This is a genomic window from Acinetobacter sp. P1332 (genome assembly GCF_044057475.1).
GTDB lineage: Bacteria > Pseudomonadota > Gammaproteobacteria > Pseudomonadales > Moraxellaceae > Acinetobacter > Acinetobacter johnsonii.
Genome location: NZ_CP171158.1, coordinates 278,569 through 291,314, shown reverse-complemented (window position 1 = coordinate 291,314; position 12,746 = coordinate 278,569). Strand labels below are relative to the sequence as shown.

Here is a 12,746-nt window from a genome sequence, read left to right as displayed (position 1 = left end):
TGATGTGTGCTGAAAAAACAGGAGGTTTTAACTTGGTAAACTAAACACACTCATCAGGAGTTTACCATGAGCAAGAAACACAAGACTTACACCACAGAATTTAAAGCTGAAGCCATCAAATTAATTGAAGCCAATCAAGGCAATGTCTCGGAAACAGCTAGACAACTTAGCATTTCAATGCAAACTCTTTCAAATTGGAATACCAAAGCAAAGGCTGGAACTTTAGCAGGTACAAAACAGTATTCACCTGATCTAAACGCTCTACTCGAAGAAAATAAAAAACTCAAACAACAGCTCAAAATAGCTGAAATGGAACGTGAATTTTTAAAAAAGGCAGCAGCGTACTTTGCCAAAGAAAGTCAGTAAGGTACGCCTATATGAAACAAAAAAGATATTCTTTTCCAATTACCTTAATGGCTCGATTACTTCATGTTTCAGTTTCATGTTTTTATGATTGGCTCAAGAGAGGCGTGAGCAAAAGAACGATTCAACGAAATCAACAGACGATATTGGTGAAAATAGCCCATGAGGAGACAAGGCAGAGCTATGGTTATATTCGATTAACCAAATACTTACAAGCTCAGGGCATAAAAATGAGTATGTAGGCTGTACGTCAGATAAAAGCGCTGAACCACCTGTATTGTAAGCGACACAAGCGTTTTAAAAGGACTACGAATAGTGACCATAATCGAGCGATCTATGAAAACCTGCTGGAGCAACAATTCTCAATGACTAGACCAAATCAAGCATGGTCAAGTGATATTACGTACATATGGACTGTTGAAGGATGGCTGTACTTAGCAGCGGTAAAAGACCTTTACACGAAACAAGTGGTTGGCTATAGCTTAAATGAGCGCATGACAGCACAGCTTGTTTGTAATGCGCTAAATATGGCTATTCACAATCAAAAACCAACCAAAGAACTGATTGTGCATTCAGACAGAGGAAGTCAATATTGCAGCCATGAATATCGAAATATACTTGAGCAATATGGTTTTCAAGGTTCAATGAGCAAGCGCGGAGACTGTTACGATAATGCACCGATTGAAAGCTTTTGGGGAATACTGAAAAATGAGTTAGTGCATCATTACAACTATCAAACCAGAGAAGAAGCCAAAGCAGATATTATAAAATACATTGAATTATTTTATAATCATCGAAGAATTCAAAAGGGTTTGGGTTTTAAGACACCAAATCAAATGGCCGAAGACTTTTATAAGTTGGCTGCCTAGAATCTCCCAAGGGAAAGTCTCCTGATAATTCAGCGTATATCATTAACTTTTTAAATCTAAAAAACAGGAATTTCATTTATGTCTAAACACTATGATTATATTGCGATTGGCGGAGGCAGTGGCGGTATTGCATCAGTCAATCGTGCTGCCATGTATGGTAAGAAATGTGCACTGATAGAAATGGGTGATATTGGTGGAACCTGTGTCAACGTAGGATGTGTTCCTAAAAAAGTGATGTGGTATTCAGCTCAAATTGCCGATGCGATTCATAAATATGGTCCTGACTATGGCTTTAATACAGAATTGAAATCCTTTAACTGGAAGAAATTAGTTGAAAACAGACAAGCCTATATCAGCCGAATACATACATCGTATGACACAGGACTAGCTAAAAATAATGTTGATGTCATTCGAGGTTTTGCAAAATTTTTAGATGCTCAAACAATTGAAGTAAATGGTGAAACGTACACAGCTGACCATATTTTAATTGCTACGGGGACTCAAGCATTCAAACCTGAAATTGAAGGTGCTGAATATGGTATTGATTCCAATGGTTTCTTCGGATTAGAACACTTACCGAAGCGGACTGCTATTGTTGGTTCTGGCTATATTGCTGTGGAATTGGCAGGTGTTCTTAATGCATTGGGTTCGAATGTACAATTATTTATTCGTAAACATCAGCCTTTGCGTGGATTAGATCATTTCCTTGGTAAAACACTATTAGAGAATATGCGCAGTGAAAATATTAACGTGCATACTCATAGTCAGATTAACAAAGTGACTAAAGTTCAAGATAACTCACTTGTATTACACCTAGAAGATGGTACAGAACATAGTGTAGATTGCTTGATTTGGGCAATTGGTAGAAAACCTGCAACTGAAGCGATCAATCTTAATAAGACTCAAGTTCAATTGAACGAGAATCGCTTTATTCATGTTGATGCATATCAAAATACAACACAGTCTGGCATTTATGCAGTGGGTGATATTACAGGTAAAGTCGAGTTAACACCTGTTGCTGTGGCAGCGGGTCGAAGACTGTCTGAACGTTTATTTAACAATAAGCCAAATGAACATTTAGATTATGAAAATATTCCGACTGTGGTGTTTAGTCACCCACCTATTGGAACAGTTGGATTAACCGAAGATCAAGCCATAGAAAAATTTGGTAAAGATGCCATCAAAATTTATAGTTCTTCCTTTACATCCATGTATACAGCGATAACAGAACATCGACAACTCACAAAAATGAAATTAATTTGTGTAGGAACTGATGAGAAAGTGGTCGGAATTCATGGTATTGGATACGGTATGGATGAAATTCTGCAAGGCTTTGCTGTTGCTTTAAAAATGGGAGCAACTAAAAAAGACTTCGATAACACTTTAGCAATTCATCCGACTTCTGCTGAAGAATTCGTCACAATGCGTTAATCATTGATCATCTAAAAGAGCATTTATTTATATATTTGCTCTTATTTTTATATTCTATATCCAAATTATGAACTTTCAACAACTTAGAATTATTAGAGAACTCACTCAACATAATCTCAATTTATCACAAACAGCACATGCTCGGCTTTGTTGCACAAAGATTTGAAATGCAAAGCGCCCCTAATTGAGCCAAATTTAAGGCGTAACTTGGGTAAGTGGTCGACCTAATTCCGTAAATCTGTTAAGGACTGCTACACGTGCATGGATCTCATTCACTTGGCTATCAAAACTCCTTGCACTGAGTTTATCTCCTAATAATTTGATGCAATGCATCTTAGTTTCAACCAAACTTCGCCGATGATAGCCTGACCATTTTTTCCATAGTGTCCTGCCTAAACGTTTAATTGTTCGAAGTAATTCATTTCGCTCTAGCGAGCTACTCTTTGTATCTTTCCATGGTTTCGCATTTTTTCTAGGTGGAATCACCGCATGCGCTTGCCGATCTGCAATGACCTGACGGCATTGCTTGGTGTCATAAGCTCCATCGGTATAAACAGAGTTAATCCGCTCATCTTGTGGAATCTGATTAAGTAAATCACCAAGCACCTGTGAATCACTGACATTATTGGTTGTAAGCTGAACTGCTCGTATTTGCAGGGTTTTAGCATCTATACCAATATGAAGTTTACGCCATTGGCGACGATATTCAGGTCCATGTTTCTTGCGTTTCCATTCGCCCTCACCTAGAAACTTCATGCCTGTAGAGTCCATGAGTAGATGCAGCCCATCGCTACTTTTTTGGTAGCTGATTACAATATCAATATGCTTTTGTCTTCTACAAAGCGTGGTGTAATCTGGAGCTATCCAATTTAATCCGCAAAGTTTAATCAGACTTTGCACAAAGCCAGTGACCATACGTAAAGACAGACGGAATAAGGATTTAATCATTAAGCAGCATTGGATGGCTGCGTCGGAGTAGGTTTGATTTCGCCCTTGTTTGCCTTTTGATGGCGCATACCATTGCGTAGCAGGATCAAACCAAATGGCAATATTTCCGCGACTCATGAGTGCTCGGTTATATGCGGGCCAATTGGTTGTGCGGTAGATTTTGTGTGTAGGCTTCTTCATTTGAAAATTATATCGCTGAAAAACCCTTTACAGATAGGTTTGTGCAACAAAGCCGTTTCCGAGACATTGCCTTGATTGGCTTCAATTAATTTGATGGCTTCAGCTTTAAATTCTGTGGTGTAAGTCTTGTGTTTCTTGCTCATGGTAAACTCCTGATGAGTGTGTTTAGTTTACCAAGTTAAAACCTCCTGTTTTTTCAGCACACATCAGTCTTGGATAGGCTGAAAAAAAGATACTGGTTCATCCATCCATACATCCTGAAAGGCATTGACCATTTCAGATAATTCAGCAAATTGCTGTCTACTTACCATATCGGGTATTTGACCAGATTTAAGCTGATTCAACTGTAAAAATAAAACTTCTCCGTCAGTAATACGCCCTGACTCAATGGCAAGTACAAGCTTATTCATGCGTCCAGATCCTTAGTTCAATTCACGTTCAATAATGATGTGTCTAACGGTTTCGATCGCCGTGTCATATTGCGATGTAATCATTTCAGCCAAGCTATTCACTGATTCATATTCAAGGTGACTTAATGGTGTGAAATCCTCACCAAACTCTTTTAAAAACAGCGATTCAAAGTCTTCTGCTTCGGTATCCGCAATCGCAATAAAATCAAAAACGGTGCTTAACTGAAGGTTGCAGTTAGCATCAAAACTAAGGTGGTTATTCACCGCATCAGCTTTGACAAGTCCTATTGCCCAATCACTTAAAGGATTCGATGCAAAATGTTTTGCTGATTTAGCGTCAACTGGTAATGAGTGCATAGGGGATCGCCTATCTGTTGGAATAGATACATAGTATCAATCCTTAAAAGGTTTTAACTTTTCTCTAAAAATTAAAACGTGAGTTTTATTTTAATCAATTAAAATCAGCGTATGCGTTTTTAAGCAAACTTAAAGTGGTTTTATAAGTCTTTTTAAATATTTTAAGAAAAGAATAATTGTTTTTAGAAAAAAAGTTTTAAGGGTTTTATTTTCTATAATTAAAAGCGAAATGTGAATTTATTTAAGGAAAACCAAAATGATTTTAGGTGATATTTTAGCTCTTGCGATGGTTGGTACTTGGTTGCTTGCTCTTGATGAATACAAAGCAAAGCTTCTTGCATGGGGTCGCACGACATTTACGTTGTTAGCGATTACTGGTGTTGCAACCATCATTATTTCTTATGTATTTTATTCTACGGCGCAAATCGCATCTAAAGACTATGGCCAAGTAGTCGGCTGGTATGAAACCGTGCGTATTGCTGAGATCAGTGAACCATCGGAAACAAAGGAACAAGAGATTCGTAAGTTTTATACGATCATGGCTCAAAACCCTAAAGAGCTATCTCGCCGTGAGTTCTACAAGCTCCAAACACAATATAAGAATGTGATTTATACAAAGTAATCATTTACCAGGCCTGGTTACAGGCCTTTCGTCTATTCAATCGTAGGATGTATTCAAATGTTGATTCTAGAAGAGCTTTGTGGTGAGCTAATAGTTGTGTCCAACATTCTATTGTCTATTTATTTTAATTTACTTATTGTTGTTCGATAATTTTGGTTAAACCGACTATGATGAAGTCTGAAATAGAACAAATATTAAAAGAGCTCTCTAAGGAGTTTTCTACAAAGACTACGGCGCTACTTGAAGCAAGAAAGGTCTTTGTTTCTTTTGATCCAGAAATACAATTATCCATACTACAACTCAACCAGCACTCAGACCTCAATGTAATACTTCCTAATATTCAAAGCCAGCCTGAAAGAGATCCTTTGTATTTAACATTGAGTAATATTTATTGGATTAAGGTTTATAACCAAATAGTTATTAAGATAAATCACCAATCAGATGCAAAAACTAGGTTTTATACGAAGTATTGTACTCATAACAGTAAGGTATTCGGACTAAAGATGGTAAGAAAAGCACTTGCTGACTTGGATAATCTATCTAGCAACGCTTCTCTTGTTGATGTTTTGGCAAATCAAGTTGGTATATACGACACGATATGGAGTTTTAAGTTTGTCGAGAAATCTCCTAGAACCCGTATACACGGCACTGGCATCAATAAAAAAAGAAAAATAGACCTATGTTTTAATATGATTCGCACTTTTGAACAGGTCGCTAAATCTATTAATTTGAATATTAGTAATGAATATTCACTATTAAAGATAGAAGAGAATAGGTTTGATCAGGCTATCCAGGAGTTAACTAAAGATCTTGAACCGTACCAGGTTTGTCGGAGACTTTTTTATTTAAGTTAGGCCACCTGACCTAACGGGTTAATCTTATCATAGTACATTGCTTCAAACTCAAAAGGCGATACATAACCCAGTGCACTGTGTACACGCTTTTTATTGAACCAATCTACCCAGTTTAGTGTCGCAAGTTGTACATCTGCTAAACCTTGCCAATCTGCTTTTAAATATTCAATCACCTCTGTTTTGTATAAGCCATTCACCGTTTCAGCCAGAGCATTATCGTATGAATCACCAGTTGTACCGACTGATGCTCGTAAATTTGCAGCTTCTAAACGATTGGTATAGCGAATAGAAAGATATTGAACACCTCTATCGGAATGATGAATCACATTCTTTGGCATGCCTCGATCGTGCAATGCTTGCTCCAATGCATCGAGCACCATATCTGTATTCATCCGTGTCGATACTTTCCATCCAACAATTGCTCGTGAGAACACATCAATAACAAATGCGGTATATACCCAGCCTGAATGAGTTTGAATATACGTAAAGTCACCCACCCATAGTTGGTTTGGATGATCAGCATTAAAATTACGTTTCACTAAATCATCTGCCCGTTTTTGGTCATCTCGGTTACGAGTAGTTTGTTTATTCTTACCACGCCAAACACCTTGTATACCTAGCTTTTGCATCAATCGAGCAACTGTACAACGTGCAATCACATAGCCTTCACGTTTCAATTTTTGCCAAACTTTACGTACACCATATCGACCTGAACTTTCTTTCCAAATACGTTTGATTTGCTCTGCATGATGTAAATCATGCAGAGCACGTTTCGCTCGATGTTCTGGGTTATCAACGAGATCTAAAGCCCGATAATAGGTCGAAGCTGCAATCGGTAAAATTCTACAAATCGCCTCAACACCATATAACGCCTTATTGTTATGGATAAAATCCACCATTATTTGTATGGGCGGTCGAGCTCCGCCTGGGCGAAAAAAGCCGCTGCTTTACGTAGAATTTCGTTAGCACGTTGCAGTTCTTTATTTTCGCGTTCCAGTTGTTTGATACGTTCTTGGTCTGAAAGCTGCTGTGCTTTAACTGGATTTTGTTGATCTAAGTATTTTTGATACCAAACACGTAGTGTTTCAGGAGTACAGCCAATTTTAGGAGCAATTGCTGTGATTGCAGCCCAATTCGATGGATAATCTTTCTCGGATTCAATCAATAATTGAACCGCTCTTTCTCTGATTTCAGGGGTATATTTTAATTTTGTCATCGGGATAGTCTCTCAGAATATTGACTCTCCGACAAACCCGGTACGGTTCATCTAAATATTAGTAAAGGTGCTTACATCCAGATTAATGAGCATCTTGAAGTTAAATTGGCAAAGACATCCAGCACAATTTACGTCAAATTTAGTGATTTAGCATCCGAAAAGCTCAATAAGCTTTATGGTAGATAATCGTCTTCAACTGAATAGACATATAACTATTTTTAAAAAAAATTATATTCATACAAATTACTCTAAAATTAGGTAATCAAGCTCATTGCTTAAAACTTGGAGTCGGTCGTGGATTTAGTAAAAACGCAAAACAATAATGAACAATTGCAACTTTTCAATAAGCTTTTATTGGATGCAAGAAGTAGTTTTATTGATGCTGAGTTTAAGATTTCAAATATCTTTGATGCACCGCATAAGAATGAAGTTGTTCGCTTAAATAAGAAATCACAAGCATATGTTGAAGCTAATGGCTGGATGTCCAGATCTTCCGCATTAGAGCGTTTAGAACAATGGAAAAACGTTGCGTTTAACCAATATCTAGATCCAACGATCCGCAACCAAAACAACCAAAAAATTGTCCTTTCTCTTTTTGATTTGTCTGGCACATGGTCACAACCATGGGTTGATGCTGGCTATCAAGTATTTCGCTTTGATATACAGGCAGATCCTTATTTTGGCGATATTAATAACTTCAGCGTGGAATTCTTTAACGAGCTTTTTGCATGCTTTGATGGTTTGGACGTTCATGCGATTTTAGCTGCATGCCCATGTACTGACTTTGCTGTTTCTGGTGCAAGACATTTTACCGCCAAAGATGCTGATGGTCGCACGTTAAGCAGTATTGAGCTGGTGTACCAAACTTTAAGAACAATTGAATTTTTTAAACCGAATATTTGGGCAATTGAGAATCCAGTAGGGCGTATTGCGAGCTTAACCGGGTTGTCGCCGTGGCGTCTGTCGTTTGATCCGTTTCATTTTGGGGATACTTACACTAAGAAAACCTTATTATGAGGTAGATTTAATGCTGACCTACCTATTGCACCAGTAGAGCCTATAGAGGGATCTAAAATGCACAAGTTATATGGTGGGAAAAGCTTGGCCACTAAAAATGCTCGAAGTGTAACGCCTGTTGGTTTTGCATATTCATTCTTTATGGCCAATAACGCGCATGACCATAAACTGATGGCATTTTCAAACAAATATGACCGATTAGACCGGAATCTTTTAAAACTCGCTCTGAATTCAGGAGTTTCTGAATATGAAATTTCGTCTGCCATCGATGATGCTTACTATGATTATGATGATTTGGCAGCCATTGATTCTATAAATGAACTAATGCTTGCCTAAGTATTCATACAGTATTCGCGTACACGAATTTAGTGGCAAAAAGCCAAAAACTTGGAGTTTATATTATGTTTAATTTATTACCACACGAACTTATTGTTGATAATTTTGCCGGGGGTGGTGGAACATCAACCGGTTTAGAACGTGCATTTGGGAGGCCAATTGATATTGCTATTAATCATGATCCTAAAGCTTTGGCGATGCACCGGGTAAATCATCCTCTTACAAAACATTATTGTGAAAGTGTTTGGGATGTAGATCCAGTTGAAATCACTGGTAATCAACCCGTTGGATTAGTCTGGTTGAGCCCAGACTGTAAACACCATTCCAAAGCTAAGGGAGGTAAACCTCTCAATAAAAACATTAGGGGATTGGCCTGGATTGCATTGCGCTGGGCAGCAAAGGTTCGACCTCGTGTAATAATGCTTGAAAATGTAACGGAGTTTGCAGAATGGGGTGACCTTGATAAAGATGGACGTCCATGCCCAAAGCGTAAGGGACGAACGTTTAATTGCTTTGTAAATGCATTGAAATATCAAGGATACTCAGTTGAATACAAAGAATTAAAAGCATGTGACTTCGGTTCACCAACTATACGAAATCGATTTTTCTTAATAGCTCGCCGTGATGGATTGCCAATCGTATGGCCAAAGGAAACCCATGGTAATCCTAATACCAGTCTTGTAAAAAAGGGACGTTTATTGCCATGGCGTACAGCTGCTGAATGCGTAGATCTAAGTTTTGATTGCCCTAGTATATTTAAAAGAAAAAAAGCACTGGCACCAGCTACGTTAGAGCGTATTGTTCGCGGTATTTTGAAATATATCGTTCATAATCCAGAGCCATATATGGTTGATGCAGCTGCTCCAATTCTTACAGAATGTGCAAATGGATCAAGTCGGAGATCAATGCCGATCGATGAGCCTTTGAGGACAATTACAGCTGAAACTAAAGGCGGTACCCACTCACTATATGTTTGTCACCTTTCAAAAATGAAAAATGGATGTACTGGCCAAGAGTTAAATGAACCTATGCATACACTCACAACAGTAAATCAATTTGCAGAGGTACGAGCTTTATTAACGAGATTTACTGAAGGGTTAAATTTCAAAAATGAACTTTTTGAAAAATTTGGAATCATTGAAATCAATGGTGAACGCTATTGTATTGAAGATATTGGCTTTAGAATGCTTCAACCATTTGAACTTTATAAGGCTCAAGGCTTTCCGCATGATTATATTTTCAGTTATGGACATGATGAAAATAACCAACAATTGAAGTTAACTAAACAAGACCAATATCGTATGGTCGGTAACTCAGTACCACCTGATTTATCTTATGCACTGGTTCTGGCCAACTTTACTCATGAACAGGAATATAGTCTGGCCTCATAAGGCTATTTGCATTCTATAAATTATGAGTTAAAAAAAGAGGTCCCTAATGACCTCTTTTTAAGCTAGATAATAAAATTAATAATTACACTTAAACCAATTTGCTTTACTGTCCCAAACCGTTCTACCAGCTTCAAGTGGGATCTGGTTGTACAACACATCACTTCCAGCTGAGATTCCATTTTGGGTATTTAAAAAGCCTTTGATATTGATTTTGATATTTTTCTGATCGTTAGAAAAGCCTTCTACACTTGCGATAACCGTACCATTGGTCTGCTTAAAATTAGGTTGCCCAAATACGTATATACCGGTAAAAGCAGACAATACTGTTTCATTGCAGATAGTTTTACCTATGTCTTTTGTTGTAGGGGCATTTGCAGCTATAAATCTATTTTTTGCATTAATTTGAGCTTGTTCCTGGCGTTGACGCTCATTTTCTTGACGTAATCGCTCATTATATTTTCTCTTGTCTTGTTCAAGTTCTTCTTGTCTATGAACGTTGTAATAATCAATATGACCTTTAAGTGAAGATCGATCAATAACCTTTGTTTTTAGCGAAATGATGTCTAGATTTTTGTTAGTACCACCGTATCGGCTTGATAATGGTTCAATACTTACATACCAGGGTGAACTTACATTACATTCAAAAATACCAATGTGAGGTGCGAGTTCTGACCCGATAGTCTTAGGAGATGGGTTATTACGTTTATCTAAATAGGCATATGAAGAACGTTGAATTTGTCTCAACGATCCATTCTGGCTTTTACATAAATTATTCATGTATGAATGGGGTAAAAGAGCTTCTTTATATCCAGTAAGCATATAGTCTTTACCGGTCCCAGCTTTCCCATTTAGGTTTTTGGAATTAATTATGTTCTCAGGGGTCTGATATTTCAGCATTTGATTTGGCGTAATTTCATCCGGTTGAGGCAGAATGGAACAACCAACAAGAGGTAGAAGAATAGCTGAGCTTAGTACTAACTTAATATTTTTCATGATCTAAAAATTATCCTGATAAAACTGGAGTTCCTAACTATTAAAAGTAGTTAATATTGATGTTTAAACTATAATATTTTACAGTTAATAATTAATAAAACCTATGCTTAAAATGTTCAACCGGGCTGTATGGCACAGCGTTAAAAAAGAAGAATTTGTTTTATAGGGGATTCAATGCGCCCGGAAGATACTAATTCCTGTGTATAACGCCGTTCATACCAGCAGTTAGTTTTTATATCAAAGATATAGCATCTAAAAGCTTCCAAATTTATACGGTATTTAGGTCCTTTAAAAGTTCAAAAGCATCCATTTCTTTAACGATGTTCAATAAATATTGCCTGTTGTTTAATAGCAATTCATCAAAGTGACGTATATCAACGATATTACTTAAATTATGTATTTTGAATTGATTTTTTGACATGTAATTAATGCATTCATCTTGATCAAAACATTTTGTTGCTGGAGATCCTGATTCACTTATGAAAATAATGCTGCTGTTCCACATAGATAAATAAAAATATCTGTAAATTTTATCATTTCGCGAAGAGTACCAGTCAGGAAGCATAATTTCACAAGAGTACTTAACATCACCTCCATGAGAATATTGATCCCAAAGTTCAATCATTTCAGAACGTTTTAATTTAGATGTCTCCAGTGCTAAAACTGTGTATTGAGAATCCCTACTTAACCCTAATTTAAAACACATATCTGCGTAATTAATCTGATCGATATCAATTGTGTCTTTGTATCGTTGTTTTTTTAATTGATTCAATAATTCAATCTGATTGCTTGTAAAAATATCCATCCATTGAGTAACTGGCAATGATTTTATTAGGGCCAAAAAAGCTTTTTTATCTTCTCTGGTGCAATCTATGTCTTCTTTCACTTGTCTATTCCGCAAGTATCCATAATTGCCATTTTCTAAATCGGAGCTAACCCAATATGCATCCTGTAAAGTTCTATCGGCTTTACTTTCTAAAGGTGTAATGTCAAATAGTCGGAGATCGTTAGGACAGCACTCTGTAAATGTTGGATGCTTAATAGGTCTGCTGGTATACGCTATTAAAGTTTTACGATGCTTTGATAAGAGAAAAACACTATCTAAATAGTTAGTCATCGTGTTTAGAACGGATAAAGGTAAGGCATATTCTTCATTTTTAGTTTTATATGTATCTAGGACGTCTATCTCAGAGTAACATTCAATATAAGGATAGTGTTGATGCTGACGAAAATTAGCAATAGCTTTTTTATTCTTACTATCAGAAAACTCATATTGAATATTATTCGAGTCTAACCAACTATAAAATGATTGATTAATAATATCCTTCACACGATGATCGATAACCAGGATATCTGGTATTCCAAAAACTAATGGAATATTTGGGCCATTAGTCTTGTAGTAACGGCTCCAAAAAGTCTTCAGGAATTTTGACAGGGAACAACTACTGTCATTTTTTTCATAATATTCCGTGTAATTTAATGGAAAATCATTGACGGAGATGCCAAGTAAACATAATGGCTGCATTGATAGATCAGGATCTATAACTAATGGATCATTAGAACGCATTACGCCGTAGTTAGGCTCTATGAATACCCGTTTGCAAACCTGTACTGTTAAGTAATGAATAATTGGCATCATCTCTGACATATTACGTGTAAATTTTATTATTCATAAGATAGACGATCTTTATTCTAACTCCAAGGATAACCCATTGTGTATTGGTAACTTTTAAGAAATATTTGAACAAACATACAGCTC

General features: G+C 36.8%; 13 protein-coding genes, 1 pseudogene and 1 other annotated feature. Of the genes and pseudogenes, 7 read left to right on the top strand and 7 right to left on the bottom strand.

From position 1 onward, the window contains the following. The first annotated feature begins 66 nt into the window (after positions 1–66). Positions 67–1,232: pseudogene (locus tag ACFN7Z_RS18970) on the top strand (IS3-like element ISAba22 family transposase). 78 nt (positions 1,233–1,310) lie between these two features. Next, positions 1,311–2,663: a glutathione-disulfide reductase gene (gorA, locus tag ACFN7Z_RS18965; RefSeq protein WP_002122354.1), complete on the top strand. Its 1,353-nt coding sequence runs from the start codon at positions 1,311–1,313 to the stop codon at positions 2,661–2,663. Between the two features lie 195 nt (positions 2,664–2,858). Here gorA and ACFN7Z_RS18960 read toward each other — a convergent pair whose 3' ends face one another. From ACFN7Z_RS18960 to ACFN7Z_RS18945, 4 genes are all read right to left on the bottom strand, one after another. Continuing rightward, positions 2,859–3,791, bottom strand: a complete 933-nt coding sequence (locus tag ACFN7Z_RS18960; RefSeq protein WP_002114401.1) for an IS5-like element ISAba12 family transposase — start codon at positions 3,789–3,791, stop codon at positions 2,859–2,861. After that, positions 3,788–3,934 carry a transposase gene (locus ACFN7Z_RS18955; RefSeq protein ID WP_005028587.1) on the bottom strand — a complete coding sequence of 49 codons (147 nt, stop codon included), beginning with the start codon at positions 3,932–3,934 and terminating at the stop codon, positions 3,788–3,790. Before ACFN7Z_RS18955 ends, ACFN7Z_RS18960 begins: the two co-directional genes overlap by 4 nt. Positions 3,935–3,997: 63 nt before the next feature. Then, positions 3,998–4,201, bottom strand: coding sequence for a hypothetical protein (locus ACFN7Z_RS18950; RefSeq protein WP_005028586.1), 204 nt, complete (start codon positions 4,199–4,201; stop codon positions 3,998–4,000). Between the two features lie 12 nt (positions 4,202–4,213). Beyond that, positions 4,214–4,558: a hypothetical protein gene (locus ACFN7Z_RS18945; protein ID WP_005028585.1), complete on the bottom strand. Its 345-nt coding sequence runs from the start codon at positions 4,556–4,558 to the stop codon at positions 4,214–4,216. 256 nt (positions 4,559–4,814) lie between these two features. On the opposite strand from ACFN7Z_RS18945, the gene ACFN7Z_RS18940 reads away from it, so the two are divergent. Both ACFN7Z_RS18940 and ACFN7Z_RS18935 read left to right on the top strand, forming a co-directional pair. Then, on the top strand, positions 4,815–5,180 hold the full coding sequence (locus ACFN7Z_RS18940; protein WP_005028583.1) for a hypothetical protein: 366 nt from the start codon (positions 4,815–4,817) through the stop codon (positions 5,178–5,180). A gap of 167 nt (positions 5,181–5,347) precedes the next feature. Further along, positions 5,348–6,034 carry a hypothetical protein gene (locus tag ACFN7Z_RS18935; protein ID WP_395442699.1) on the top strand — a complete coding sequence of 229 codons (687 nt, stop codon included), beginning with the start codon at positions 5,348–5,350 and terminating at the stop codon, positions 6,032–6,034. Here ACFN7Z_RS18935 and ACFN7Z_RS18930 read toward each other — a convergent pair. After that, positions 6,031–7,250 (bottom strand): IS3 family transposase gene (locus tag ACFN7Z_RS18930; RefSeq protein WP_151726127.1). Its coding sequence is split into 2 segments (ribosomal slippage): positions 6,031–6,974 and positions 6,974–7,250, totalling 1,221 coding nucleotides; the frame shifts between segments, so codons are not numbered across the junction. The genes ACFN7Z_RS18935 and ACFN7Z_RS18930 overlap by 4 nt on opposite strands. Next, positions 6,859–6,975 (bottom strand) — a sequence feature (AL1L pseudoknot). It overlaps the preceding gene by 117 nt. A 294-nt stretch (positions 7,251–7,544) precedes the next feature. On the opposite strand from ACFN7Z_RS18930, the gene ACFN7Z_RS18925 reads away from it, so the two are divergent. The 3 genes from ACFN7Z_RS18925 to ACFN7Z_RS18915 all read left to right on the top strand — a co-directional run bounded on the left by ACFN7Z_RS18925 (position 7,545) and on the right by ACFN7Z_RS18915 (position 9,994). Next, positions 7,545–8,267 carry a DNA cytosine methyltransferase gene (locus ACFN7Z_RS18925; RefSeq protein ID WP_395442698.1) on the top strand — a complete coding sequence of 241 codons (723 nt, stop codon included), beginning with the start codon at positions 7,545–7,547 and terminating at the stop codon, positions 8,265–8,267. Between the two features lie 57 nt (positions 8,268–8,324). After that, positions 8,325–8,603: a hypothetical protein gene (locus ACFN7Z_RS18920; protein WP_052500235.1), complete on the top strand. Its 279-nt coding sequence runs from the start codon at positions 8,325–8,327 to the stop codon at positions 8,601–8,603. A 65-nt stretch (positions 8,604–8,668) separates the two neighbouring features. Then, complete coding sequence (locus ACFN7Z_RS18915) at positions 8,669–9,994, top strand: DNA cytosine methyltransferase (protein WP_395442697.1); 1,326 nt, start codon at positions 8,669–8,671, stop codon at positions 9,992–9,994. A gap of 75 nt (positions 9,995–10,069) precedes the next feature. Here ACFN7Z_RS18915 and ACFN7Z_RS18910 read toward each other — a convergent pair whose 3' ends face one another. Beyond that, entirely contained in the window at positions 10,070–10,987 is a 918-nt protein-coding gene (locus ACFN7Z_RS18910) for a hypothetical protein (protein WP_024160928.1), read from the bottom strand. A 268-nt stretch (positions 10,988–11,255) separates the two neighbouring features. Then, positions 11,256–12,626, bottom strand: coding sequence for a hypothetical protein (locus ACFN7Z_RS18905; protein WP_227553500.1), 1,371 nt, complete (start codon positions 12,624–12,626; stop codon positions 11,256–11,258). Positions 12,627–12,746 lie beyond the last annotated feature (120 nt).

Excerpts from the sequence above, each read along its gene's own strand:
- ACFN7Z_RS18905 (WP_227553500.1), bottom strand. The coding sequence starts at position 12,626 with ATGATGCCAATTATTCATTACTTAACAGTACAGGTTTGCAAACGGGTA.
- ACFN7Z_RS18940 (WP_005028583.1), top strand. The coding sequence starts at position 4,815 with ATGATTTTAGGTGATATTTTAGCTCTTGCGATGGTTGGTACTTGGTTG.
- ACFN7Z_RS18935 (WP_395442699.1), top strand. The coding sequence starts at position 5,348 with ATGATGAAGTCTGAAATAGAACAAATATTAAAAGAGCTCTCTAAGGAG.
- ACFN7Z_RS18960 (WP_002114401.1), bottom strand. The coding sequence starts at position 3,791 with ATGAAGAAGCCTACACACAAAATCTACCGCACAACCAATTGGCCCGCA.
- ACFN7Z_RS18915 (WP_395442697.1), top strand. The coding sequence starts at position 8,669 with ATGTTTAATTTATTACCACACGAACTTATTGTTGATAATTTTGCCGGG.
- ACFN7Z_RS18955 (WP_005028587.1), bottom strand. The coding sequence starts at position 3,934 with ATGAGCAAGAAACACAAGACTTACACCACAGAATTTAAAGCTGAAGCC.
- ACFN7Z_RS18910 (WP_024160928.1), bottom strand. The coding sequence starts at position 10,987 with ATGAAAAATATTAAGTTAGTACTAAGCTCAGCTATTCTTCTACCTCTT.
- ACFN7Z_RS18920 (WP_052500235.1), top strand. The coding sequence starts at position 8,325 with ATGCACAAGTTATATGGTGGGAAAAGCTTGGCCACTAAAAATGCTCGA.
- ACFN7Z_RS18945 (WP_005028585.1), bottom strand. The coding sequence starts at position 4,558 with ATGCACTCATTACCAGTTGACGCTAAATCAGCAAAACATTTTGCATCG.
- gorA (WP_002122354.1), top strand. The coding sequence starts at position 1,311 with ATGTCTAAACACTATGATTATATTGCGATTGGCGGAGGCAGTGGCGGT.
- ACFN7Z_RS18950 (WP_005028586.1), bottom strand. The coding sequence starts at position 4,201 with ATGAATAAGCTTGTACTTGCCATTGAGTCAGGGCGTATTACTGACGGA.